General features: G+C 72.4%; 21 protein-coding genes. 9 read left to right on the top strand and 12 right to left on the bottom strand.

All coding sequences use genetic code 11. From position 1 onward, the window contains the following. Positions 1-27 precede the first annotated feature (27 nt). Both ACFVGO_RS11950 and ACFVGO_RS11945 read left to right on the top strand, forming a co-directional pair. Positions 28-2,463 (top strand): ribonucleoside-diphosphate reductase subunit alpha, encoded by a 2,436-nt coding sequence (locus ACFVGO_RS11950; protein WP_380355802.1) that lies wholly within the window; start codon positions 28-30, stop codon positions 2,461-2,463. Next, the gene (locus tag ACFVGO_RS11945; RefSeq protein ID WP_380631463.1) at positions 2,463-3,479 is read left to right on the top strand and encodes a ribonucleotide-diphosphate reductase subunit beta; all 1,017 of its coding nucleotides are present in this window, start codon (positions 2,463-2,465) and stop codon (positions 3,477-3,479) included. Before ACFVGO_RS11950 ends, ACFVGO_RS11945 begins: the two co-directional genes overlap by 1 nt. A 66-nt stretch (positions 3,480-3,545) precedes the next feature. On the opposite strand, the gene ACFVGO_RS11940 is transcribed toward ACFVGO_RS11945, so the two are convergent. From ACFVGO_RS11940 to ACFVGO_RS11930, 3 genes are read right to left on the bottom strand one after another with little or no spacing between them, the layout of a single operon-like run. Next, entirely contained in the window at positions 3,546-3,830 is a 285-nt protein-coding gene (locus tag ACFVGO_RS11940) for a DUF397 domain-containing protein (RefSeq protein WP_359908491.1), read from the bottom strand. 59 nt (positions 3,831-3,889) lie between these two features. Then, positions 3,890-4,099, bottom strand: a complete 210-nt coding sequence (locus ACFVGO_RS11935; protein ID WP_359908488.1) for a DUF397 domain-containing protein — start codon at positions 4,097-4,099, stop codon at positions 3,890-3,892. A gap of 29 nt (positions 4,100-4,128) precedes the next feature. Continuing rightward, positions 4,129-4,983, bottom strand: coding sequence for a helix-turn-helix transcriptional regulator (locus tag ACFVGO_RS11930; RefSeq protein WP_359908485.1), 855 nt, complete (start codon positions 4,981-4,983; stop codon positions 4,129-4,131). Between the two features lie 232 nt (positions 4,984-5,215). On the opposite strand from ACFVGO_RS11930, the gene ACFVGO_RS11925 reads away from it, so the two are divergent. The 6 genes from ACFVGO_RS11925 to ACFVGO_RS11900 all read left to right on the top strand — a co-directional run bounded on the left by ACFVGO_RS11925 (position 5,216) and on the right by ACFVGO_RS11900 (position 9,799). Continuing rightward, on the top strand, positions 5,216-5,653 hold the full coding sequence (locus tag ACFVGO_RS11925; RefSeq protein WP_380631459.1) for an ATP-binding protein: 438 nt from the start codon (positions 5,216-5,218) through the stop codon (positions 5,651-5,653). Beyond that, entirely contained in the window at positions 5,650-5,922 is a 273-nt protein-coding gene (locus tag ACFVGO_RS11920) for a hypothetical protein (protein ID WP_380631458.1), read from the top strand. Before ACFVGO_RS11925 ends, ACFVGO_RS11920 begins: the two co-directional genes overlap by 4 nt. Before the next feature lie 118 nt (positions 5,923-6,040). Continuing rightward, complete coding sequence (locus tag ACFVGO_RS11915; RefSeq protein ID WP_380631457.1) at positions 6,041-6,532, top strand: hypothetical protein; 492 nt, start codon at positions 6,041-6,043, stop codon at positions 6,530-6,532. A gap of 194 nt (positions 6,533-6,726) precedes the next feature. Further along, positions 6,727-7,791, top strand: coding sequence for a ferritin-like protein (locus ACFVGO_RS11910; protein WP_380631456.1), 1,065 nt, complete (start codon positions 6,727-6,729; stop codon positions 7,789-7,791). Positions 7,792-7,869: 78 nt separating this feature from the next. Beyond that, positions 7,870-8,712: a transcriptional regulator gene (locus ACFVGO_RS11905; RefSeq protein ID WP_380631455.1), complete on the top strand. Its 843-nt coding sequence runs from the start codon at positions 7,870-7,872 to the stop codon at positions 8,710-8,712. A gap of 103 nt (positions 8,713-8,815) precedes the next feature. Beyond that, positions 8,816-9,799: an NAD-dependent epimerase/dehydratase family protein gene (locus ACFVGO_RS11900; RefSeq protein ID WP_380354921.1), complete on the top strand. Its 984-nt coding sequence runs from the start codon at positions 8,816-8,818 to the stop codon at positions 9,797-9,799. A gap of 113 nt (positions 9,800-9,912) precedes the next feature. On the opposite strand, the gene ACFVGO_RS11895 is transcribed toward ACFVGO_RS11900, so the two are convergent. The 5 genes from ACFVGO_RS11895 to ACFVGO_RS11875 form a co-directional block, all read right to left on the bottom strand. Further along, positions 9,913-10,806 carry a sugar ABC transporter permease gene (locus ACFVGO_RS11895; protein ID WP_380631454.1) on the bottom strand — a complete coding sequence of 298 codons (894 nt, stop codon included), beginning with the start codon at positions 10,804-10,806 and terminating at the stop codon, positions 9,913-9,915. Further along, the gene (locus tag ACFVGO_RS11890; protein ID WP_359908463.1) at positions 10,803-12,419 is read right to left on the bottom strand and encodes an ABC transporter permease subunit; all 1,617 of its coding nucleotides are present in this window, start codon (positions 12,417-12,419) and stop codon (positions 10,803-10,805) included. The genes ACFVGO_RS11895 and ACFVGO_RS11890 overlap by 4 nt, the downstream gene beginning before the upstream one ends. Positions 12,420-12,602: 183 nt before the next feature. Then, positions 12,603-13,913, bottom strand: a complete 1,311-nt coding sequence (locus ACFVGO_RS11885; RefSeq protein WP_359908460.1) for an extracellular solute-binding protein — start codon at positions 13,911-13,913, stop codon at positions 12,603-12,605. A 94-nt stretch (positions 13,914-14,007) separates the two neighbouring features. Then, positions 14,008-15,369, bottom strand: coding sequence for an alpha/beta hydrolase (locus ACFVGO_RS11880; RefSeq protein ID WP_380631453.1), 1,362 nt, complete (start codon positions 15,367-15,369; stop codon positions 14,008-14,010). Next, positions 15,366-17,174: a glycoside hydrolase family 13 protein gene (locus ACFVGO_RS11875; RefSeq protein WP_380631452.1), complete on the bottom strand. Its 1,809-nt coding sequence runs from the start codon at positions 17,172-17,174 to the stop codon at positions 15,366-15,368. The genes ACFVGO_RS11880 and ACFVGO_RS11875 overlap by 4 nt, the downstream gene beginning before the upstream one ends. Before the next feature lie 152 nt (positions 17,175-17,326). On the opposite strand from ACFVGO_RS11875, the gene ACFVGO_RS11870 reads away from it, so the two are divergent. Further along, positions 17,327-18,373 (top strand): LacI family DNA-binding transcriptional regulator, encoded by a 1,047-nt coding sequence (locus tag ACFVGO_RS11870; protein ID WP_380354931.1) that lies wholly within the window; start codon positions 17,327-17,329, stop codon positions 18,371-18,373. Positions 18,374-18,430: 57 nt separating this feature from the next. On the opposite strand, the gene def is transcribed toward ACFVGO_RS11870, so the two are convergent. The 4 genes from def to ACFVGO_RS11850 all read right to left on the bottom strand — a co-directional run bounded on the left by def (position 18,431) and on the right by ACFVGO_RS11850 (position 23,270). Then, positions 18,431-19,072 (bottom strand): peptide deformylase, encoded by a 642-nt coding sequence (gene def, locus ACFVGO_RS11865; RefSeq protein ID WP_359908449.1) that lies wholly within the window; start codon positions 19,070-19,072, stop codon positions 18,431-18,433. 43 nt (positions 19,073-19,115) lie between these two features. Beyond that, positions 19,116-20,108 carry a hypothetical protein gene (locus ACFVGO_RS11860; RefSeq protein WP_359908447.1) on the bottom strand — a complete coding sequence of 331 codons (993 nt, stop codon included), beginning with the start codon at positions 20,106-20,108 and terminating at the stop codon, positions 19,116-19,118. A gap of 289 nt (positions 20,109-20,397) precedes the next feature. After that, complete coding sequence (locus tag ACFVGO_RS11855; RefSeq protein WP_380354963.1) at positions 20,398-21,732, bottom strand: HD-GYP domain-containing protein; 1,335 nt, start codon at positions 21,730-21,732, stop codon at positions 20,398-20,400. A gap of 104 nt (positions 21,733-21,836) precedes the next feature. Further along, positions 21,837-23,270 carry an HD-GYP domain-containing protein gene (locus tag ACFVGO_RS11850; protein WP_359908445.1) on the bottom strand — a complete coding sequence of 478 codons (1,434 nt, stop codon included), beginning with the start codon at positions 23,268-23,270 and terminating at the stop codon, positions 21,837-21,839. Positions 23,271-23,695 lie beyond the last annotated feature (425 nt).

Here is a 23,695-nt window from a genome sequence, read left to right as displayed (position 1 = left end):
GCCCGATCGCCGCCAGGAGAGAGCGCCTTGACCATCGCCGCCTCAGCCACCCTGCCCACCCAGGGCACCGGCACCGCCTTCACCGACCCGACGGTCTCCGACCCCGGCGGCGCCCTGTTGCGGCTGCTCACCGACCGCAGCACCGACCTCACCGAGGTCGACCCCGGCCATGTCGCCGCCGCCGCGCTGCGCGGCCGCCACGCCGGCTCGGACTTCGCCGAGCTGCGCGGCCTGGCCGTGGACGCCGCCGCGTCGATGATCGCCGAGGACCCCCAGTACTCGAAGCTCGCCGCCCGCCTGCTCGCCCTGGAGATCGTCGACGAGGCGAACAGCCAGGGCTCGGTGTCCTTCTCCGCCTCGATCGCCGTCGGCCACGCCGAGGGCCTGATCGGCGACACCACCGCCGCCTTCGTCACCAAGCACGCGGCCGCCCTGGACGCGCTCGTCGACACCAAGGGCGACGACCGCTTCGAGTACTTCGGCCTGCGCACGGTGCAGTCCCGCTACCTGCTGCGCCACCCGATCACCCGCAAGGTGATCGAGACCCCGCAGCACTTCCTGCTCCGCGTCGCCTGTGGCCTGGCGGTCGGCGACAGCGAGCAGTCCGTGCGCGAGGTGGCCGAGCTGTACGGCCTGATGAGCCGCCTGGAGTACCTGACCTCCTCGCCGACGCTCTTCAACTCCGGCACCCGCCACCCGCAGATGTCGAGCTGCTACCTGCTCGACTCGCCGCTGGACAACCTGGACTCGATCTACAACCGCTACGCGCAGATCGCCCGCCTGTCCAAGCACGCCGGCGGCATCGGCCTGTCGTACTCGCGCATCCGCTCGCGCGGCAGCCTGATCCGCGGCACCAACGGCAAGTCCAACGGCATCGTGCCGTTCCTGCGCACCCTCGACTCCTCGGTCGCCGCCGTCAACCAGGGCGGCCGCCGCAAGGGCGCGGCCTGCGTCTACCTGGAGACCTGGCACGCCGACATCGAGGAGTTCCTGGAGCTCCGCGACAACACCGGCGAAGAGGCCCGCCGCACCCACAACCTCAACCTGGCGCACTGGATCCCGGACGAGTTCATGCGCCGGGTCAACGCCAACCAGGACTGGTCGCTGTTCTCCCCGGCCGACGTGCCCGAGCTGGTCGACCTGTGGGGCGAGGAGTTCGACGAGGCGTACCGCAAGGCCGAGCTGGCCGGCAAGGCCGTGCGCACCATCCCGGCGCAGACCCTGTACGCCCGCATGATGCGCACCCTCGCGCAGACCGGCAACGGCTGGATGACCTTCAAGGACGCCTCCAACCGCGCCGCCAACCAGACCGCGCTGCCCGGCCGCACGGTGCACTCCTCCAACCTGTGCACCGAGATCCTGGAGGTCACGGACGACTCCGAGACCGCCGTCTGCAACCTGGGCTCGGTCAACCTGGGCGCCCACGTCGCCCCGGGCGCCTCGGCCGCCGACCTGATCGGCGCCATGGACTGGGAGCGCCTCGACGCCACCGTCCGTACGGCCGTGACGTTCCTCGACCGCGTGGTGGACATCAACTTCTACCCGACCACCGAGGCCGGGACGTCCAACTCCCGCTGGCGGCCGGTCGGCCTCGGCGTGATGGGCCTCCAGGACGTCTTCTTCCAGCTGCGGATCGACTTCGACTCCGCCGAGGCGAAGGTCCTCTCCACCCTCATCGCCGAGCGCATCATGCTCACCGCGTACGAGCGCTCCGCCGACCTGGCCGAGCAGCTCGGCCGCCACGAGGCGTACGGCGAGACCCGCGCCGCCCGCGGCGAACTGCACATCGACCACTTCCCGACGGCCGCCCCGCAGTGGGCCGACCGCTGGACGGCGCTGCGCACCCGGATCGCCGAGACCGGCCTGCGCAACTCGCTGCTGCTGGCCATCGCGCCGACCGCGACCATCGCGTCCATCGCCGGCGTGTACGAGTGCATCGAGCCGCAGGTGTCCAACCTGTTCAAGCGCGAGACGCTGTCCGGCGAGTTCCTCCAGGTCAACCCGTACCTGGTGCGCGAGCTCAAGGAGCTCGGCGTCTGGGACCAGCAGACCCGCGACGCCCTGCGCGACGCCAACGGCTCCGTCCAGGAGCTGAACTGGCTGCCCGCCGAGGTGCGTTCGCTGTACCGGACGGCCTGGGAGCTGCCGCAGCGCGCGCTGATCGACCTGGCCGCGGCGCGGATGCCGTACCTGGACCAGAGCCAGTCCCTGAACCTGTTCATGGCGGCGCCGACCATCGGCAAGCTCAGCTCGATGTACGCCTACGCGTGGAAGGTCGGTCTGAAGACCACCTACTACCTGCGCTCGCGCCCGGCCACCCGCATCGCCCAGGCCGCGTCCGGTGCCGCCCGCGCCGCCGCGCCGGCGCCCGTGCCCGTGAACACCCCGACCCTCACCCCGGAGCAGGAAGCCGCCCTCGCCTGCTCCCTGGAGAACCCCGAGTCCTGCGAGGCCTGCCAGTAATGTCCGACGACCGCCAGAAGATGCTGCTCGACCCCGGCTTCGAGCTGACCCTGCGCCCGATGCGCTACCCGTCGTTCTACGACCGGTACCGGGACGCCATCAAGAACACCTGGACCGTCGAGGAGGTGGACCTGCACTCCGACGTCGCCGACCTGGCGAAGCTCAGCGAGGGCGAGCGCCATCTGATCGGCCGGCTGGTCGCGTTCTTCGCGACGGGCGACTCGATCGTCTCCAACAACGTGGTGCTGAGCCTCTACAAGCACATCAACTCGCCCGAGGCGCGGCTGTACCTCTCGCGGCAGCTGTTCGAAGAGGCCGTGCACGTCCAGTTCTACCTGACGCTGCTCGACACCTACCTGCCCGACCCGGAGGACCGCAACGCGGCCTTCGCGGCGGTGGAGAACATCCCCTCCATCCGCCAGAAGGCGCAGTTCTGCTTCAAGTACATGAACGCGGTCGACCACATCGACTCGCTGCAGACGAAGGAGGACAGGCGGGCGTTCCTGCTCAACCTGATCTGCTTCGCGGCGTGCGTGGAGGGACTGTTCTTCTACGGCGCGTTCGCCTACGTGTACTGGTTCCGGAGCCGGGGCCTGCTGCACGGCCTGGCCACGGGCACCAACTGGGTGTTCCGCGACGAGTCCATGCACATGGACTTCGCGATGTCGGTGGTGGACACCGTCCGCGAGGAGGAGCCCGACCTCTTCGACGACGAGATGGCCAAGCAGGTCACGGAGATGCTGGAAGAGGCCGTCGAGGCCGAGCTCCAGTTCGCCCAGGACCTGTGCGGTGACGGCCTGGCCGGCATGAACACCGCCTCGATGCGCGAGTACCTGGAGGCCGTGGCGGATCAGCGCCTCGCGCGCCTCGGCCTGCCGATCCGGTACGGCTCCACGAACCCGTTCGGCTTCATGGAGCTCCAGAACGTCCAGGAGCTGACCAACTTCTTCGAGCGCCGCGTGTCGGCGTACCAGGTCGCCGTCGAGGGCACCGTCGCCTTCGACGACGACTTCTAGGAAGAACAGAACGAACGACAGAGGTGCCCCGCACGGCCACAGCCCGTGCGGGGCACCTCTGTCGGTTCAGAGGGACGGAAACTCCCCGCCCTTGATCCCGGCGAGGAAGGACGACCAGGCATCGGCCGCGAACAACAGAGCTGGCCCGTCCGGTTCCTTCGAGTCCCGGACAGGAACGGCACCAGGCAGGCCAACAGCCACCTCAACGCACTCGCTCTGCGCACCCGAGAACGAAGACTTGTGCCAACTGACTTCGGCACGCACGAAGCCCGCTACCTCCACGCAGTTGCTCTGCGCACCCGAGTACGACGACTTCCGCCACACGATGCCTCCGAGATCCACTGCGATCACGTCTCGCCTCCACGGACCAGTGGCACAAGCCCAGCCGCATTCAAGCGATCGAGACGTGTCTACCCATCCGATAGCTCTCCAGCCTTCACGCCCCGAACGAACGCAGTCCAGGCATCCGCAGTGAACGCCAGAGCCAGCCCGCTTGAGTCCTTCGAGTCCCGGACGGCCATTCCACCCAGGACCAGCCGACGGGTCTCCACGCAGTCGTTCGCCTGAGCGCTGAAGCTGCTCTTGAACCAGTCCCGAACAGCGATCTCCGGTACGGCCATCGCGCTCACACCCCTGTCTGGTCTTGTGCTCACGTCTCCGCTGCAATTGCCGAGATCATATCCAGCGATTCCGCCGGGTTCAGGGCCGATGACCGGAGGTACTCGAAGACCAGCCCGTAGCCGTCCAGCTCTGCTTGGTTCTCCATGTAATGGCTGCTCGTCAGTGTCTCCAAGAAGACCGCTCCGGGGTTCGGGGAGTCTGTGAACCCGAACATCACGAAGGCTCCGCACGCGCCAGCCGTCGCACCGACCTCCAGCGGCACCACCTGCAAGGTCACATTGGGCATTTGAGCAGCTATGGCCAGGTGCTCCAGCTGCGCTCGTTGGACTTTCCTGCCTCCGACGGGGCACCTGAGCGCTGGTTCCCAGATGATCGCCCAGAATCTGGCCGGGTCGGCTTTGGAGAGGACTTCCTTCCGCTCCATCCGGATCTCGACCAGCTGGTCGATGCGCTCCGGGCGGACGGCAGCCGGATTGGCCTCCAATACCGCGCGTGCATAGTGCTCGGTCTGCAACAAGCCCGGCACCACCATGGATTGCCAGGTACGGATGTACCGGGCATCTCCCTCGAGCCCGAGGAAGTCGGCGTATGCCGGCGGAATCGTGTCGCCGTAGTCGTGCCACCAGCCGCGCTTCTTGCTGTCACGGGCCAGTACCTCAAGAGCATCGCGTTCCTTGCCTGCCGACCCGTACAGGTCCAGCAGGATCCCAAGATCCAGCCGACGAACGCCCGACGCCCCGGTCTCTATGCGGCTGATCTTGGCGCGGGAGCAAGCAAGTGCCTGCGCCGCATCATCCGTTCCCTTGCCCGCAGCTTCGCGAAGTCGGCGAAGCTCCGCGCCAAGACGGCGGGCACGGACAGTGGGCTTCGGTTCATCAGCCATGCGCAAGTCCTCTCACCTGACGGGCCCAAGTGTGCCGCGTGACGGTTCGTCAATCCAGCGCCACCAGTTCTGCATCGTTGCAGTTGTTTCGCTTGCAGGTTGCAGCGACACGGGTGCATGCTACCTGGAGTGCGAGTACCGCCACGAAACGTAATCAAGGCGGGCTCATCACCGGGCATCCCCATGCCCTCTTCAGCCACTCTCACCTGCACACTCCATAGGTGGCCCCGCCATGCCTGAAGACCTCTCCCCCTCCCCCATCCCCGCCGAGCGGACCTGCTGGCTGCCCCGGCACCGCAAGGCCCCCCGCGCCGCCCGCTGGGAGCTCCACGACTTCCTCCTCCCCCACCCCTCCGGCGAACTCCTCGTCTTCACCGGTGAATTGCTGGTCAGCGAGCTGGTCACCAACGCCGTCCGGCACGCCCGCGCCCCGCGTGACCGGCTGATCTTCATCCGCTTCCAGCTCTCCCCGGACGACACCCTCCGCATCGAGGTGCACGACGCCAACAGCGAGAAGCCCTCTCTCCGGCCCGCCTCCACCTCCACCGAGACCGGCCGGGGCCTGCGGCTCGTCCAGCAGCTGGCCACCCAGTGGGGCTGCTGCCCGCGCGAGGGCGGCATCGGGAAGTTCGTCTGGTGCCACATCTCCCCCGAGGCGGACGCCGCGTGAGCGCCGTCCGGGCCGGGATCGCCGGCATCATGCTCCCCGCCGACTTCCCCAGCCTCGACCACGCCCTCCCCGTCCTCTGGGAGCGCGTCCGCGAGCTCCCCATCCGCGAGGCCCACCGGGACTTCATCCGGATCTGCATCGGGCCGGGCGGCGGTCAGGGCATCGCCAACTGCCTCTCGCGCAACGACACCTGGAGCGTCACCCTCTACGTCGGCGAGATGACCGACTGGACCTCCCACCTGATCACCGTCACCGCCCGCCAGTCCTGAACTCCCCCTCCGCCGCCCGGCGTTCACGCCGGGCGGCGGCGATTGCCCGGGTATGTGCCATCACGCCCGCCACTCCTCGCCCCGGCCATGAACTATCGAATCTGCTACGGTCGTACTCATGACGAAAGAAACCGGCGCCCAGTCCGCCGCGACCGAGCTCCGGATGCCCCTCGACACCAAGGTGGTCATCTGGGTCTTCTGCGGCGCGGTCGGCGCCGGCCTCGGCTTCGCCGTCCCGTGGCTGCTCCAGTTCGCCGCCCGGCACCCGATCCCCTACGCGGACACCGTGCGGTTCCTGGGCTCGTTCTCCTCCCCGGCCATGGTGATCGGACGACCGGTGGCGCTCGCCGCCGTCGGGCTCGTGGTCGGGATGTTCGTCACCTACCACGCCGCCACTCTGCGGATCTCGGACGAGAGCATCACCATCGTCGAGGGCGACGACAGCCGGGTGATCACCCGCGACCAGGTCGGCGGCGTCTTCCGCCACGGCGGCAAGGTGCGCATCGAGTCACCGGTCGGGCGCGTCCTCTTCGACGACGACGTCGAGGGCGGGAAGGCAGCCATCGCCTCGGCCTTCCGCCGCCACGGCTATCCCTGGGAAGGCGCGTGATCGAGCCCGAGGCACCCCTGCCCGGACGGCGCCGGGCAGGGCGGCGCCGGGCAGGGACGGCGCCGGGCAGGGGCGGCGACGGCGACACGCGACATCCGTCCGGATGAACTCCTCGGCCGCACCGACGGCATGCGTCCGTGCACGATCCGCCTCCGGCTACGGTCCGGCGCACAGCCGAACGAAAGGTGACCAGCGTGACGACCGGAATCCTGGACTACGAGAGCGACGCGATCGTCCAGCTCATGAACATCGCCGAGGAGGACTGGACCGAACAGGAGCTCAAGGACGCGCTCCAGCGGGCGATCATGCTGGAGCTCTCCACCATCCCGCCCTACGCCACCGCGCTCTGGTCGATCACGAGCCAGGACAACACCCAGCCCGTCCGCCACACGATCCGGGAGATCGTCTTCGACGAGATGTCGCACTTCGGCCTGGTCTGCAACATGCTCACCAGCATCGGCGGCACCGTCGTCCTGACCGACCCCGCCACCGTCCCGAAGTACCCGGGCGAGCTGCCCGGCGGGGTCAACCCGGGGCTGATCGTCTCCCTCGGCGGGCTGACCAGGGAGTCGGCGGGCCTCTTCGCCGACATCGAGAAGCCCGAGAACCCGCTCGCGTTCGCCGCCGACGGCAACACGATCGGCGCCTTCTACCAGCGCATCGCCGATGTCTTCCCGAGGTTCGCGCACCTGCTCACCGGCCGGAACCAGGTGACGTTCCCGCTGGGGTCGCAGCACGGCGCCGGCAACAACATCGTCGCGATGAACACCCTGGACGACGTGCTGAAGGCGATCGACGTCATCCGGACCCAGGGCGAGGGCACCGATGTCTCGCCCGACAACCCCTTCCCCGGCCCTCCTGGCGAACTCGCCCACTACTACGCGTTCAAGGAGATCGCCGTCGGCAGGAAGCTGGTCGAGAACCCCGCGACGGGGAGGTTCGAGTTCACCGGCCCCGACGTACCGCTCCCGGACACCTCGCCGGTCGCCCGTGTTCCCGCCGGCGGCTGGGCCGACGACCCCGCCAACGCGCCCGACCAGCCCACCGCCTCCGCACTGCACGACTTCAACACGTCCTACAGCGCCATGCTGACGTCCCTCGAACACGCCTGGGGCGGCAACGGGAACGAGCTCTTCGACGCGATCGGGCACATGAGCGATCTGGGCGACGCCGCACGGGTGATCAACGCCATCAAGCTCCCCGCCGATCCCCACCTCACCTACGGCCCGGAGTGGCTCTTCGTCCAGCAGGGGTCCTGAGCCGACGCCGGCGGCCGGTGTGGCAGATTGACCGGACGGCCCCGCCCCGGGGCTCGTGATCGAGAACCGAGGTCTTCCGTGTCCGCAGACAAAGCCGCGCCGCGAACGGTCGTCGAGGCCTGCTTCGATCCGCAGGGCACGGCCTCGCTCGACTACGTCTACGACGTCGCCGCGGCGGTCGGCCTGTCGGACCAGCCGGTGCGGCTGGCCGTCCGCCGGCTGGAGGCGGCGGGCGTCCTGCGGCAGGAGGGGCGGGGCCGCAAGGGCCGGCTCGTGCTGACCGACGCGGGCAGGCTCCGCTCGGACATGGACGTCCGGTTCGTCGCGCTCGCCTACGCGCAGGACGCCGGCCTCGCCCCCTGGGACGGGCTCTGGCGCCTCTACACCTTCTCCGTCCCCGAGCGGCACCGGTCGGAGCGCGACGCCCTGCGGGCCGCGCTGACCCGGCTCGGTGCCGTGCCGCTCGCGCCCGGCGCCTACGTGAGCCCGCACGACCTCCTCGACGAACTCACCGCCGAGGCCTCGGCGGCGACGGTCGGCGCCTACCTGATCACGGCGGAGGCCACCCGCCTGACCGGTCCGGGCTTCACCGACCCCGCCTCCACCGCGGAGCACCTGTGGCCCTCGGCCGAGACGGTCGAGGCCTACCGGCCCCTCGCCGACGCGCTCGCCGCGGATCCCCTCGGCCCCGACCTCGGCTCCGTCGAACTCGTCGCCGTCGCGCTGCGGCTGGCCGAGGCCTTCACCCACGCCCTGGAGCGCGACCCGCTCCTCCCTCCGGAGCTGCGGCCCGCCCCCTGGCTCCCGTCCCGGATCCGGCGCGACTTCCACGAGGCCTGGACCACGATCCGCGGCCGTACCCCCGACCTCTCGCTCTTCCGCGCCTTCGACACCGGGCCGACGGCCGCCCAGCGGGCCTGAACTCCACCCCGGGACAAACCCCGCTCGCCCGATATTCACCCGGACGGACGCGAATTCGAATTCCCGGATCGCCCATATGTTCTAGGCCTGATATATCGATTACATGCTCGAAGAATACGACAAGGTATTGGTGTCGGGCGGATTGGGTTTCGTCGGAAGGCACCTGACCAGCGCTCTTCTCTTCCTGGGGAAAGAGGTGTCGATCATCGACAACGCCCGGACGGCCACGAGCATCTCGGCGCCGTCCGGGACCACCCTGCACCTGCTGGACATCCGCGAGGTCGACGCCGTCGCCGCGGCCGTGGACGACGCGGACCTGGTCTTCCACGTCGCCGCGAACGCGAACGGCACGTTGTCGGTGACGCAGCCGCGCCTCGACTTCGAGATCAACGCACTCGGCACGCTGATCTTCGCCGAGGCCCTCCTCAAGGCGCCCGTCCGTCGGGTCGTCTACGTCTCGTCCGCGTCCGTCTACGGAACGCCCCGGAAATTCCCCATGGACGAGGACCACCCGACCCGCCCCTTCGTGCCGTACGGCGCGTCCAAACTCAGCGGCGAGATCACCTGCCTGGCACTCCACCGCGCCTGCGGCCTCCCGGTGGTGGTCGGCCGCCCCTTCTGCGTCTACGGACCGGGGGAGAACCCGCACGAGGCGATGGTCGAGGTCGGCCGCTTCCTGCGCTGGCACCTCAACCACCGACCCATCCAGATCGTGGGCGACATCGACCGGAAGACCCGCGACTTCGTCCATGTCACCGACCTGGTCCAGGGGTTGCTGACGATCGCCGACCGGGCCGACCTGGGCGAGGTGTTCAACATCGGCTCCGGCACGGAGGTGTCGATGCGCGAGCTCGTCGACACGATCGGGGAGGCCACCGGCAAGACGCCCGAGGTCAGCGTGATCCCGGAGATCGAGGACGACACCTACCGGCTGGTCGGCGACATCTCCAAGCTCCAGGGCCTGGGATACCGGCCGTCGGTCTCGCTGGTCGAGGGGGTGCGCGACCTGGCCGACCACCTCGGCGCGAATCCGGAACTCCCCGGCAGCCCGACCATCTTCTCCCGCGGCCAGCACGGCGAATCCTGATCCGCCGCCCGCACGGGACCCCCTGTGCGGGACCCACCACCCCGCCCCGGACGTCGTCGGCGTCTGGGGCGGCGGGCCGGCCACCCGCGCTCAGCCCTTGACCGATCCCGCGCTCAGCCCTTGACCGATCCCGCGGTCAGCCCCTGGGCCAGGTAGCGCTGGAGGAACTGGTAGACCACGATCACCGGCAGCGAGGTCACCAGCGCCCCGGCGGCGAACAGGCCGTAGTTCTGGTCCTGTTGGCCGGAGATGATCCCGTAGAGGCCGACCGCGACCGTCTTGGAGTCGTTCGAGGTCAGGAAGATGTTCGCGAGGATCACGTCGTTGAGCGCGGCGGTCAGCGACAGGATGGAGATCACCACCAGCATCGGCGCGGCGAGCGGCAGGATCAGCCGGAAGAAGATCTGGGCGTGCCCGGCGCCGTCCACCTTGGCGGCCTCGTCGATCTCGCGCGGGATGGTGTCCAGGTAGCCCTTCATCAGCCAGGTGTTCACCCCCATCGCGCCGCCGAGGTAGACCAGCACCAGGCCCCACGGGGTGTCCAGGCCGATCGCCGGCAGCACGTCGCCGATCTTCGCGAACATCAGGTAGAGCGAGATCACCGCGAGGAACTGCGGGAACATCTGCACCAGGAAGACCGCCATCAGCCCGAACCGCCGCCCCCGGAAGCGGAACCGCGAGAAGGCGTACGCGGCCAGCACCCCGAGCAGCACGTTGAGCACCGCGAAGGTGCCGCAGACCAGCGCGGTGTTCCCCAGCCACCGGGCGAACGGGTACTGCCCGTCGGTGAAGAGCGCGGTGAAGTTGGCGAGCGAGGCGTGCCGGGGCACCAGGGTGGACGACTGGAGCGTGCCGAGCGGGTTGAGCGCGGCGGAGAGCACGAACAGCAGCGGGAACAGCGCGAAGCAGACGGCGAGTACGGCGATCAGGTGCCGCCAGCCGAAGCGGCGCAGCCAGCGCGCGGCAGCGGTGCCGGTGGTGCCGGTGGTACCGGACGTGGCGGTCATGCGTTCAGCTCCTCAAGGGCGCGGGTGCGGCGGAAGCCCACCAGCGTGATCAGCCCGACCAGCAGGAAGATGACGATGGACAGCGCGGCGGCGAAGCCGTACTGGGCGCCCTGCCCGCCGAAGGCCAGCCGGTAGGTGTAGCTGATCAGGATGTCGGTGGAGCCGGCCGTGCCGCCCGCGCCGTCGAACGGCCCGCCGCCGGTGAGCAGTTGGATGGCGTTGAAGTTGTTGAAGTTGAAGGCGAAGGACGAGATCAGCACCGGTGCGGCGGCGACCAGCAGCAGCGGGAAGGTGACCGCCCGGAACGCCCGCCACGGCCCGGCGCCGTCGATCCGGGCGGCCTCGTTGAGCTCGGCGGGCATCGCCTGCAGCACGCCGGTGCAGATCAGCAGCATGTTGGGGAAGCCGAGCCAGAGGCTGGTGAGCACCACCGCGAACCGGGCGCTCCAGGCCTCGCCCAGCCAGTCGATCCGGGTGTGCAGCAGTTGGTTGAGCAGCCCGAAGTCCCGGTTGTACATGCTCTGCCAGATCAGGATGCCGATGAACGCGGGCATCGCGTACGGCAGCAGCATCAGCGAGCGGTAGACCCGCTGCCCGCGCAGCCGCGGGTGGTGCAGGGTGAGCGCGAGGCCGAGGCCGAGGGCGAAGGACGCGCCGGTGGAGAGCAGGGCGAAGCCGAAGGTCCAGGCGAGCACGCCGAGGAAGGGGCCGCGGATGGCGGGGCTGGTGAGCACGGCGGTGAAGTTGGCGAAGCCGACGGTGCGGTGCCAGCCGGTGGGCAGGGTCCGCCCGGAGCCGTCGGCGGCGGTGTACCGGCCGTCCTCCGGGTGGTAGACGGTGCCGTCGCGGGTGTCGGTGAGGGTGTCGGCCGCCCGGTCGTGGACGAGGGTGGGCCGGGCGGTGGTGGCCATCGACAGCCCCTGGCTCACCAGGAAGGCACCGTCCACCGGCACCCGCAGGCCGGTCAGCTCGGCGGAGCGGGCGTTGACCTGGCCGAAGGTGAGCAGCTTCAGTCCGGGGGCGGAGGTGACCCGGCCGTCCGGTCCGGCGACCGTCCCGGCGGGGGCGGGGGCGAGGCCGCTCGCGGTGCCGGCCGACACCTGCCCGGTGTCGGGATCGGTGAGCAGCAGCACCAGCGGGCCGCCGTCCGGTCCGGTGGCGACGGTGAGCGCGTACGAGGGGCTGCCGGGAACGGGCTCGACGGAGTGCTCGACGAGGCTGCGGACCGCCTGGTCCTTGGTGAGGAGGTGGCCGTCGCCGTAGTCGGTGAAGGAGATGGCGACGATGTACAGCACGGGGTAGGCCACGAACGCGAGGAAGAGCCCGGTGGCGGGCAGCAGGTACTTGGCGGGCAGCCGGCGCGGCGAGAGGTAGGTCCAGAACGTCGCGCCGACGGCCGCGGCCAGCACGCCGAGCGCGGCCCAGTGCCCGCCGTCGTACAGCCGGGGCGCCGCGTAGAGGGCGAGGGCGGCGACGGCGGCCAGCAGGGAGGTCCTCGCCACGAGCGCGGTGACGGCGCCCGAGCGGCGGGGGGCCCGGCGGGGCGGGCGGTCCGGGGCGGCGGCGGAGTCGTCGTCCGGGCGCCTGCTGTCCTGAAGGGTGGGGGAGGTCATGGGTGGTCCCTGGTCCGGAGGGCGCCCGGAGGTGGTGGCCGTCCGGGTGGCGGCACGCGTGCGGAGGGCTCGGCACACGGGGGCTGGGTGCACGGAGGCCCGGCACACGGGGGCTCGGTACGGGAGTTCGGTGTACGGGAGTTCGGTGTACGGGGTGTACGGGGGTTCGGAAGGGCCGGGGCCTCAGCGGGCGGAGCCCAGGGCGGCCCGGATGGCCTCGCCGGCCTGCTTCATGGTCGTGGCCGGGTCGGCACCGGCCACGATGTTCGCCTCGGCCTGGCCGAGCGGCCCCCAGATCGCGTTCATCGCGGGGATCGTCGGCAGCGGCTGCCCGCCCGCCCCGGCGGCGGCGAGGGCGCCGATGTCGGGGTCGGTCGCGGACGCCCGGGCGAGCGCGGAGGTCAGCGCCGGCGGCTCCGGCGAGGCCTGGTAGAGCGCCAGCTGGCCCGACTCGGAGCCGATCTCGCGCAGCAGGAACTCCTGGGCCAGCGGCACGTTCCTGGCCTTGGCGGACAGGTAGAAGCTCTGCACCCCGATGAACGGCCGGGCCTGGCCCTTGCCCGCCCAGCCGGGCACCGGCGAGATCGCGTAGGGCAGCCCGGACTGCTTGAGCTGGCCCAACGCCCAGGGGCCTGCCACCAGGAACGGCGTCTTGCGCTCGGTGAACAGCGCGATGGCGTTGGTGTCCACCGAGCGGTTGAACAGCGCGCTGCCCTTCTCCCCGTACTGCTTGAACAGCTCGCCGGCCGCGATCGAGCCCGGCCCGCCGACCCCGAGGTCGGCGGTGTCGTAGCCGCCGTCCGCCTTGGTGCCGAACAGGTAGCCGCCGGCCGAGGTGAACAGCGGCTGCAGCGCGTACGCGTTGCCCTGCTGGCCGATCGGCAGGGCGAGCGGGACGTCGCTGCGGCCGGCCTTGACGGCGCCCTGCCCGGCGGCGGCGAGGTCCTCGAAGGTGGCGGGGGCGTCCGGGGCGAGTTCGGTGTTGCGGAACAGCACCAGGCTCTCGGTCGCGTAGGGCAGCCCGTACGGCCGGCCGTCGTGCTGCACGGCCTCCAGCGCGGCGGGCTCGAACGACGCCTTCTGCGCCCCGGTGAGCGGAACGGGCGCGACGACGCCGTTCTGCACCAGGTTGCCCAGCCAGTCGGAGGCGCCCACCACCAGGTCGGGGCCCTTGCCCGCGTTGGTGGCCGAGACGTAGGCCTGCTGGGTGTTGACGGACTGCGGGACGACGGTGACCTTGACCCCGTGCTCCTTGCCGAACCGGTCGGCGACCGGCTGGAGGGCGGCGGCCTGCTGGGTCTGCGCCCAGATCACCAGATCGCCCTCCGCGGCCGGGATCGGCGGGTCGGTCATCGGTCCCCCCGGGGCGCCGCCCGCGGCGGATGAGCCGGCGGCCGGGGTGACGGGGGACGGCGTGCCGGCGGGCGAGGTGCCGCCGCAGGCCGTGACCAGCAGGGCGAGGACGCCGAGAGCGGCGTGTCTGCGGTAGCGCATCGTCCGAGACTCCTTCGTCTGGGAGGGGGTGGGGCCGGGCCCCGGGGCGGGTGGGGCCCGGACCCCGGGGTGGGGCCGGGCCCGGGAGGGCGGGTCAGATGCCGTCCGCCGGGCGGTGCCAGCGGTCGACGGTGAGGTCGAGGCGGGTGTCCCGGTCGACGGTGAGCGGGTGCACGACCCGCAGGCCGTCCTCGTCGACGGCGTCCAGGCCCCAGCCGCGGGAGACGCCGCCGTCGAAGCCGGTGCCGCGCGGGACGGAGATCCGGCCGCGGAAGCGCCCGGGGCCGTCGGGCCGGCAGGGCAGCGGGCCGAACATCACCGGCGCGTCGTCCGGGGTGCCGTCCGGCACGGTGACGACCACCTCCAGGACGGGCCGGGCCGGCAGCTCCGGCGCCACCTCGACCTCGGTGGGCGCGTCCAGCCCGTGCGCCCGGACGGTCACCGCGGTGCGGCCGGCGGCCAGCGGGCGCAGCAGCCCGTGCGGCAGGACGGCGGCGACCTCGGGCCGCTCCACCCGGTAGTCGGCCTCCAGTGCGGTGTACCGCACGCCGTCGGCCCGGACGGCGACCGGGTTGACGGCGCTCCAGGTCTCGCCGGGGGCGAGCCGCAGGTGCGCGGCGGCGGTGAGCGAGACGACCGGCGAGGCGGCACCGAACAGGTGCAGCAGCGCGTGCCGGGCGCGGGGACGCCAGGCGTCCTCGTGGTGGGGTGCCTGCGGGTCCTCGTAGTAGAGGAGGTCGGCGCCGCTGGTGTAGCCGGCCTCGTCGAGGAGCTGGACGGCCAGTTCCCTGGCCGGCCGGGCCAGGATCAGGCCCTCCCGGCCGCCGATGTCCAGCCAGAGCCGGCTGGGCCCGCGGCGGCGGTAGCGCTCGTACACCGACTTCTCGCCGAGGCCGGCCGGGTCGACGTGGGTGAGGAACGGGGAGAGGACGGCGGCCAGGCCGAACACCTCGGGGCGGCGGAAGGCCATGTGGTAGGCGACCAGGCCGCCCATCGAGGAGCCCATCACCGCGGTGTGCTCCGGCCCGGTCCTGGTCCGGTAGCGGGCGTCGACGAACGGCTTGACCTCGTCGGCCAGGAACGCCTCGTAGCGGTGGCCCTTGAGCGGGGTGCCGGGGGTGCGCCAGTACTCGGCGACGTGCGAGTACTCGGTGCCGCGCTCGGCGCCGGCGTTGGGCACGCCGACCGCGATCAGCTCGGGTATCAGGCCCTCGGCGTAGAGCTGCTCCAGCGTCCGGTCCAGCGCCCAGGTGGGCCGCTGTCCCTGGTCGAAGACCTGCTGGCCGTCCTGGAGGTAGAGCACCGGGTAGTCGGCGTCCGGGTTCTCGTCGTAGCCGGGCGGCAGGTGGACCAGGAGGTCCCGTTCGTTGCCGAGCTGTTCGGAGCGGAAGCCCGGGACGCGTTCGGTCCGGCCGCGGCGCACGGCGGCGGCGGTCCCCGCGGTGGAGGTGCTCATCGGGCCACCGACCAGACGTGCACGGCCGGGCCCTCGGCGGGCAGGTCGCGGCCGGGGACGAGCTGCGGCCCGCCGAGCAGGTGGGTGGCGTGCCACTCCCCCGCCACCGGCGGGTGGTCGGCCCGGCTGATCTGCACCAGGATCCGCTCCTGGTCGTCCTCGCGCTCGAACAGCAGGACGTCGCGCTCGGCGAGCAGCCAGCGCAGCCCGCCGCCGCCGAGCGCGCTGTGGCCGCGGCGCAGCCGGATCAGCTCGCGGTAGGTGCGGTAGGTGTGCTGGTCCCAGGCGGACTCGTCCCAGGGGAAGGGCTTGCGGCCCTCCTCCAGGCCCTCGCCCACCACGCCGACCTCGTCGCCGGAGAACACCATCGGGGTGCCGGGCAGGGTGAACAGCAGGGCCGCGCCCAGCAGTTGGCGCTCGGGGCCGGCGAAGCTGCGGAACCGGGCGGTGTCGTGCGAGTCCAGCAGGGTGAGGTTGTGCACCCGGCTGCGCCAGGGTAGGGCGGCGCCGAACGCCGTCATGGTGGCCCGCAGTTGGGCGCCGCTGTAGTCGGGGATCGGCCCGGGCACCGCCCAGAAGTCCTTCTGGTCGTGCCGTTCGGCGAGCCAGGCCCAGACCGGGCGGGTGAAGCCCGCGTAGCTCATGGTGCCCTGCCAGCCGTCGCCGCCCAGGGCGAGCGAGGCGTCGTGCTGGTGCTCGGCGAGCAGCACGGCGTCGGGGTTGGCGGCCCGTACGGTGGCGGCGGTGGTGGTGGCGACCAGGCGGTTGAGTTCGACCTCGCCGCGCCGGCCGGCCATCTGGGCCACGTCGACCCGCCAGCCGTCCAGGTGGAACGGCGCCTTGAGGTACTTGGCGACCACCGAGTCGGGGCCCTCGTAGAGGCGGCGGCGCAGTTCGGCCGAGCGGTGGTCGAAGGTCGGCAGGGTGCGCACGCCCAGGAAGGTGGCGTAGTCCTCGGGGCCGCCCTCGCCGAAGAAGTAGTAGCCGGCCTCGGGGCTGCCGGGGTCCCGCTGGGCGGTGCGGAACCACTCGTGGTCGCTGCCGGAGTGGTTGAGGGTGATGTCGCCGATCACCTTGATGCCGCGCCGGTGCGCCTCGGCGATCAGTGCGATCAGCGCCTCGTCGCCGCCGAGCGCCGGGTCGACGCGGTCGAAGGAGACGGCGTCGTAGCGGTGGTTGGAGCGGCCCTCGAAGAAGGGGGTGAGGTAGATGACGGTGGCGCCGAGGCGCTGGATGTGGTCGATCCTGCGGGCCACGCCCCAGAGGTCGCCGCCGTACATCTGCTGGAGGGCGGCGGCGTCGCCGGTGTGCAGCGGGGTGTCCCAGTCGGCCGGGCGGGCCCACTCGGCGAGCGGGGCGTCGCCGCCCCGGGCGTAGCGGTCGGGGAAGATCTGGTAGACCACCGCGTCGGCGGCCCAGGCCGGCGGGGCCGGGTGGGCGGTGAGGCGGAAGTCGGTGGCGTCCGGCAGGTCGTGGTCGTGCAGGCCCGCCGCGGTGAGCCAGCGTCCGCCGTCCGGGGTGTGCAGCCAGAACCGGTAGTTCATCTCCGGGTTGACCATCGTCAGGCCGACCCGCCACCAGTTCGCGTCGGCGTCGGTGCGGTCGGGCACGGCGGCCTCGAAGTGCGGTTCGCCGTCGGGGACGGAGCGCAGGAAGACCCGCTCCACCGGCTGGTCGGCCGGGACCCGGACCAGCAGGTCGACCTTCTGCCCGAGCCGGGGCGCGAGGTCGCCGACGTAGCGCGCGGAGCCGTCGTGGTGCGGATGGTGGCGGGCGGCGAGGCGGTGGCTGCGGGCCGTGTCCATGGAGCTCCTCGGTCGGGCGAACAGGGTACTGGAGGGCGGCGTTCCGCTTACCGGGGCCGACGAGGGAACCGTAACGGCGATGAAACTGTTGCGCAATATGTTGCTAAGATTGTTTCAACAGCCTCGCCGACCCGCGGCCCGGGATTTGTAAGATGCAGGCTCGACCAGTCGGGAGGACCACATTGAGCGGCCCGTCACTACGGGACATCGCCGCCCGGGCAGGCGTCAGCGCCGCCTCGGTGAGCAGGGTGATCAACGACCGACCGGGTGTCTCCGACGACACCAGGCTCAAGGTCGCCGAGGCCATGCGGGAGCTCGGCTGGCAGCCCGACCAGGGCTACGACCCGCACCAGGGCGCGCTCATCGGCATCGTCGTCCCCGAACTCGACAACCCGGTCTTCCCCCTGCTCGCCTCCGCGATCGAGGTGCAGCTCGCCAAGCACGGCCTGACCGCCGTGGTCGGCACCTCCACCCGCCAGGGCACCGCCGAGCTGGGCTACATCGACGTCCTGCTGCGCAAGGGCGTCTCCGGGCTGGTCCTGGTCTCCGGCCGGCACGCCAACCCGCACGCCGACCACGGCTTCTACCGGCTGCTGCACGAACGCGGCATCCCGATGGTGCTGGTCAGCGGCCGGGTCGAGGGCCTGGCCGTACCCACCGTCGCCACCGACGAGGCGCTCGGCGCCCGGATCGCCGTCGCGCACCTGCGCGAACTCGGCCACCGGCGGATCGGACTGGCCGGCGGCCAGGGCTACCTGCGGCCCTCGATCAACCGCCTGGACGGCTACCGGCGCGCGATGCGCGAACTGCTCGGCGAGGAGGCCCCCGCCGACTGGTACGCCGAGTCCTCCTACTCGATCGCCGGCGGCGCCGCGGCCGCCCGCCAGCTGTTCGACGCGGGCGTCACCGCGATCGTCGCCGGCAGCGACCTGATGGCCCTCGGCGTCGCCCAGGCCGCCCGCGAGGCCGGCCGCTCGGTGCCGGGCGACCTCTCCGTGGTCGGCTACGACGACTGCTACCTGGCCGCCCACAGCAACCCGCCGCTGACCACCGTGCGCCAGCCGATCCAGGAGATGGCCGCGGCCGTCGCCGAGGCCCTGTGGCGCCAGCTGGAGGGGCACGGCGGCCAGGTCAGGGACTACCTGTTCAGCCCGGAGCTGGTCGCCCGCGAGTCCACCGGCCGGCTGCGGCACGGCTGACCCCACGCCGAGGGCCGGGACACCAGCGGTGTCCCGGCCCTCGCACGTACCGCACCGTCAGGCGTTCGACACCGTCGCGTACTTCGGGGTGCCCTCGGCCATCTGCTGCAGGGCGTCCTTGCGGTCCCGCTTCGACAGCTTGTCGATGTAGAGGGTGCCGTACAGGTGGTCGGTCTCGTGCTGGAGGCAGCGGGAGAAGAAGCCGGTGCCCTCGACGCGGATCGGCTTGCCGTCCTTGTCGACGCCGGTGACCGCGGCGAAGTCCGGGCGGGCCAGCTCCGCGTAGGCGGTGGGGACGGAGAGGCAGCCCTCGTTGCCGTCGTCCAGGACGCGGCGGCGGTCGGCCGGGTACTCCTCCAGCACCGGGTTGATCACGTGGCCGATGTGGCGCACGCCGTCGTCGTCCGGGCAGTCGTAGACGAAGACCTTGAGGTCGACGCCGATCTGGTTGGCGGCGAGGCCGACGCCCTCGGCGGCGTACATCGACTGGAACATGTCGTCGATCAGTGCGGACAGCTCGCCGTCGAAGACGGTGACGTCCTTGACCTCGCGGTGCAGCACCGGGTTGCCGACGACGGTGATCGGGCGCGCGGTGCCCTTGCTGAGGTCGGGCTCCTCACCGATCACCTTCACGGGCGTCTCGGGCGCCGTCCCCTCCACGTCGTGCTCGTGCTCGTGCTGCTCGGCCTGCTCCGCCATGTCTTCCGCTTCCGTCGGTGTACGCGTTACCTCACCAGGGTACTCAGCACACTTCTTCGAGATCCCGGTAAGCCCGGCTTCCCGGGGCGGCCGCGACCCAGCGGTCCAGCAGGGTGCGCACCAGGTGGGCCGGTGCGGCGATCCCGCACTCGCGCTCGACCAGCCAGGACATCCCGGCCGCGCCGCCCTGGCTGAGGTGGCTGAGGTGGCCGGGGTGGGCGGCGTCGCCGTCGTCGTGCGGGTCGTGGTGGGCGGCGACGCCGTCGTCGGAGGCCATCCGGCTCTCCGAGCAGGCGCGGCACAGCAGCCGCACCGAGGAGGTCCAGTCCTCGGCCGCGTAGCCGGCGTCGGCGACCAGCCGCTCCAGCGCGTCCCGGTCCCCGGCGGTGGCGGCCTGGAGCAGCACCACGTAGGTCGGCACCGGGGAGGGCGCCCACAGCTCGATCTCGTCGAACACCGGGTAGGCGACGCCGTCGGTGACCCGCTCGCCGTGCGGGGCGCCGTCGTGCAGCACCACCTCGCCCCAGCGGCGGCCGGAGGAGGGCAGCGGGATGGACAGCACCTCGATCCGGGCCGGGTCCAGCCGGCGGCCCCAGACCACCTCGGACTCGCCGTCCGGGGAGAGCCGTACCGGGGTGGTGCCGAGGTCCAGGCTGACCGGGCCGTCCTGCTGCCCGCCGGGGCCGCCGGGCAGCTTCAGCCCGTACGCCTGCCAGGCGCGGCGGGCCAGCGGCCAGTCCTGGAGGGCGGTGGCGGTGATGCCGAGGTTCCACCAGTCCGGGGCGCCGTGCTCGCGGTCCAGCAGGGCGACGGCGCGCAGCCCGGCCGAGCGGGCCTGCTCCCAGTCCCGGCGGAACTTGTGCAGCAGGGCGAGGTTGAACCAGGAGTCGGAGAGCCACGGCTCCAGGTCGGCGGCCATCACCAGCAGCGCGCCGGCGTCCTCGTAGCGGCCGTCGCCGATCAGCGTGAAGGCCCGGTCGGTCGTCTGCCGCCAGGTGGCGGACGGCCGGTGCCGTGCCCGGTGGAAGATCCTCACGTTCGTCCCTGCCGTCGTCGTCCGCTCAAGTCCCGTGCCACCGTGCCCGTACCGCCTCGGACGGTGTTCGGGGCCCGGTGCCCCGGGTCGGTGTTCCACGCTACGACCGCATCCAACCACGCCCGCCCCCGCCCGCGCTCCCCACCGCCGAGGTTGGGGTCCGCCCCTCCCCAGCCTGCCCGTCCGATCCCACCCGCTCAACCCCTGACGGCCGGAACCCGGTTTTCCCGGTCCCGCGACGGCGGCGCACGGCCCGTACCGTGCGAGCCCCGCGCGCCCGGGCCCGCCCTCAGCGACGGGCCTGGCCGCCCACCCTGGCGAGGGCGTCCACCACGCGGGGGTCGTAGACCCGGCCGCGGCCCAGCCGCAGCACCTCCAGGGCCTCCAGCCGCCCGACGGCCTCGCCGACGCCCCGGCCGCGGGCCGACGTGAGCAGGTCGTCGTGGGCGTTGGCGACCCGGATGATCCGGGACGCGAGCGGCACCGGCCCCTCGCCGGGGGCGGGTCCGGTGTACGGGTCGGCCAGCCGGGCGACCTGCTCGGCGACCTGCCGGGGCACTCCGGTGCGGCTGATCACCTCGCTGCCGAGGCGGGCGATCCGCTGCTGCTCGGCGTACGGCAGCAGGGCGGTGGCGCCGTCCGGAACCGGTTCGACCAGGGAGAGCTGGCCGACGTCGTGCATCAGCGCGGCGTACTCCAACAGGGCGAGCTCGCGGGTACCCATACCCAGCTCGCGGCCCAGCGCGCACGCCGTGTCCGCGACCCGGCGCGCGTGCCCGTGCGGGGTGTAGCCGGCCACCTCGGTGGCCCGGGCGAGGCTGGCGATGGTCTGCCCGGTGGTGGCCCGCACGGCGGCGGCGCGCCGGAAGGACACCTGGGCGAGCAGCAGCGGGGTGCAGAACAGCGGCAGCGCCCACAGCCCGACCTCGCCCGCCGCGAGGCTGACCAGCATCCCGGTGGCGACGATCGCCGAGCCGATGCCGAACAGCGAGCGCAGCTCGTCCTCCAGCGCCGCCGGGAACCGCAGCCCGCCGCCGGAGCGGCGCAGCAGCGCCGCCAGGGTCGCGTCGCAGAGCGCGGCCAGCGCGGCGACGGCGGTCAGGAACGCCCCGTACGCCGGGCCCTCGGGCGAGAAGCGGTCGACCGCGCCGCCGTTGTAGAGCGGCTGGAAGACGGCGGCCGCGAAGCCGACGGCGAGCAGCCGGCGGGCGGCGCCGTCGCGGCGGGCCGGGTCGGCCCAGGGCGGACGGCCGGGCGGACGGCCGGGGCCGCCCGGCAGGACGCGGCGCGGCAGGACGAGGCAGGCCAGCCAGCCCAGCAGCAGACCGGCCCCGGTCACCGCGACCACCTGGAGCGTCCCGTGCGCGGTCGGCACTCCGCGCAGCGGCCCGAGCAGCGCGTACGCCAGCGCGCCGGCCGCCCCGATGGGCGCCTGCTCCCGATCCCCCGGAAGGGTGATCCGGACGCACTCGCCGAGCGCGATCAGCGCGGTGAACGCCAGCACGACCCCGGGCTCCGCGACCCCGCGCACCGCGACGGCGCCCAGCGCGAGCACCAGCAGCGCGGCGGCCACCGCGTGCACCGCGCGCGCGGTGCGCCCGCAGGGCGTGCGGCCGAGGAGCACCCGCCGCAGCGCCCGGGGCCCGAACGCCCCCGCTCCGAGCACCGCACGCCCGAACACCCCCGCTCCGAGCACCGCACGCCCGGAAGCCGCGCGCCCGGGGGCCCTCACGGCTGCCCGGCCGCGGGGACGCTCCCGCCCTGGGGCGGCACCCGGCCCGGCGCCGCCCGGACCGGCTCGGGCACCCCGAGCGGGATGTCCGGCACCGCCTCGATGCCGTCCTCGGAGTGCACCACCGGCTGCCAGTCGTGCCCGGCCAGCGCGTCGATCAGCGCCCGCACCATCACCGGGTCGAACTGGCTGCCCGAGCAGCGCTCCAGCTCCGTGACCGCCTCGCCGACCGGGCGGCCGCGCCGGTAGGAGCGGGTGGAGGTCATCGAGTCGAAGGCGTCGGCGACCGAGATGATCCGGGCGAACTCGGGGATCCGCTCGCCGGCCAGCCCGCTCGGGTAGCCCCGGCCGTCCATCCGCTCGTGGTGGTGCAGGATTCCGGCGTGCGCCTCGCCGAGGAAGTCGATCCCGCGCACCAGCTCGTACCCGTACACCGGGTGGATCTCCACCGCCCGGCGCTCCGCCTCGGTGAGGGGACCGTTTCTGCGCAGCAGTTCGGTGGCCACCCCGAGCTTGCCGACGTCGTGCAGGATGCCGGCGAAGCGCAGGGTGCGCAGCCGCTCGGCCTCCATGCCGAGCTGAGTGGCGATCAGCACCGAGGCCCGGCCGACCCGTTCGCTGTGGCCCCGGGTGTAGGAGTCCTTGATCTCCACGGCCTGCACCAGCGACTGCACGGTGGCCTGGTGGGCGTCGCGCTCGCGCTGGCCCTGGGCGAACACCCAGGCCGAGATGGACAGCGGCAGCAGGGCGAGCAGCGCCGCGAACGCGCCGTACGGGCCCTGCCAGAGCACCGCGACCATCAGCCCGCCGGCCGCGTGCACCAGCACCGGCAGCCCGCACACCGCGTGCGCCCCGCGCAGCAGCACCCCGGGGCGGCGCCCCTCGCCGAGCATCAGCATCACGCCCACCACCACCCCGTTGACCAGGCAGAACACCGCGACGGCGGCGAATCCTGGCAGCAGCGCGGCCGGGAAGCGGGAGCCGAGCAGCAGCTGCGGGCCGCGCAGCAGGTGGAAGGCGGCCGAGGAGGCGAAGGCGCACAGCGCGAGCTGGGAGCCGTTGAACAGCTGGCGCGGGCGGCAGCCGCGCCCGTTCGGGCCGCCGAGCAGCGCGGCCGGGGCGGCGACCAGGGCGGCGGCGGACGGCGGGAGCATCAGCACCCCGGCGAACAGCACCGGGAAGAAGGCGTTCACCCCGGGCCGGGCCGGCGTCCGCTCGGGCAACGCGGGCCGGTGCAGCAGCCGGCGCACCAGCACCAGGCAGGGCGTGGGCAGGCCCTGGGCCAGGGACTCCCAGCAGCCGTGCAGGAAGGCCAGCAGCCCGACCTTGGGCCAGTCCACCGGGGCGCCCAGCCAGTGCGGCACCCCTGGGGCGGCCGCGGCGGGCAGCAGCGGCACCAGGCAGCACAGCGCCGCCACCGGGACGGCCACCAGGTAGCGCGCCGCCCCTCGCGGCAGGGTCGATCCTCCACAGTCGGTAGCGATCTCGACCTCCCCGCCGTACGGACCCCGTCTTGCCTCAACGCGTCGGGCGGACCGACGGTGAGTGTCCGTCAGGAGAATAGGCCGCCGTCCGGACATGGGGACGCATGATGGCGCAACGGCGCAGTTGGCGCACCGCCAACTCACTCGAACGAGTGAGAGCGCATGCGAGCGGAACGGGAACGGCCCCGGGAGCACACACTCCCGGGGCCGCTGTCACTCCTTGCCCGACCTGCGCGAACCGTCCGCCCCACCCTCACCGGCGGGCCGGGGGGGGAAACGTCCTCGTTGTTCTTCCCCCCCCCCCCCCCTCCCCCCACACCCCTCCCTCTAAGGGCCTTCCCCGGGGGCTGCCCCCCCCCCCTACGCGCACC

The organism is Kitasatospora sp. NPDC057738, assembly GCF_042798815.1.
Lineage (GTDB): Bacteria > Actinomycetota > Actinomycetes > Streptomycetales > Streptomycetaceae > Kitasatospora > Kitasatospora lactacystinica.
The sequence above is the reverse complement of the archived record's forward strand: the minus strand, read 5'-3'. Positions and strand labels throughout refer to the sequence as shown.

Coding starts and splice junctions, on each gene's coding strand:
- ACFVGO_RS11945 (WP_380631463.1), top strand. CDS start 2,463: ATGTCCGACGACCGCCAGAAGATGCTGCTCGACCCCGGCTTCGAGCTG.
- ACFVGO_RS11935 (WP_359908488.1), bottom strand. CDS start 4,099: ATGGCCGTACCGGAGATCGCTGTTCGGGACTGGTTCAAGAGCAGCTTC.
- ACFVGO_RS11930 (WP_359908485.1), bottom strand. CDS start 4,983: ATGGCTGATGAACCGAAGCCCACTGTCCGTGCCCGCCGTCTTGGCGCG.
- ACFVGO_RS11925 (WP_380631459.1), top strand. CDS start 5,216: ATGCCTGAAGACCTCTCCCCCTCCCCCATCCCCGCCGAGCGGACCTGC.
- ACFVGO_RS11915 (WP_380631457.1), top strand. CDS start 6,041: ATGACGAAAGAAACCGGCGCCCAGTCCGCCGCGACCGAGCTCCGGATG.
- ACFVGO_RS11900 (WP_380354921.1), top strand. CDS start 8,816: ATGCTCGAAGAATACGACAAGGTATTGGTGTCGGGCGGATTGGGTTTC.
- ACFVGO_RS11895 (WP_380631454.1), bottom strand. CDS start 10,806: ATGACCGCCACGTCCGGTACCACCGGCACCACCGGCACCGCTGCCGCG.
- ACFVGO_RS11890 (WP_359908463.1), bottom strand. CDS start 12,419: ATGACCTCCCCCACCCTTCAGGACAGCAGGCGCCCGGACGACGACTCC.
- ACFVGO_RS11885 (WP_359908460.1), bottom strand. CDS start 13,913: ATGCGCTACCGCAGACACGCCGCTCTCGGCGTCCTCGCCCTGCTGGTC.
- ACFVGO_RS11880 (WP_380631453.1), bottom strand. CDS start 15,369: ATGAGCACCTCCACCGCGGGGACCGCCGCCGCCGTGCGCCGCGGCCGG.
- ACFVGO_RS11875 (WP_380631452.1), bottom strand. CDS start 17,174: ATGGACACGGCCCGCAGCCACCGCCTCGCCGCCCGCCACCATCCGCAC.
- ACFVGO_RS11870 (WP_380354931.1), top strand. CDS start 17,327: ATGCAGGCTCGACCAGTCGGGAGGACCACATTGAGCGGCCCGTCACTA.
- def (WP_359908449.1), bottom strand. CDS start 19,072: ATGGCGGAGCAGGCCGAGCAGCACGAGCACGAGCACGACGTGGAGGGG.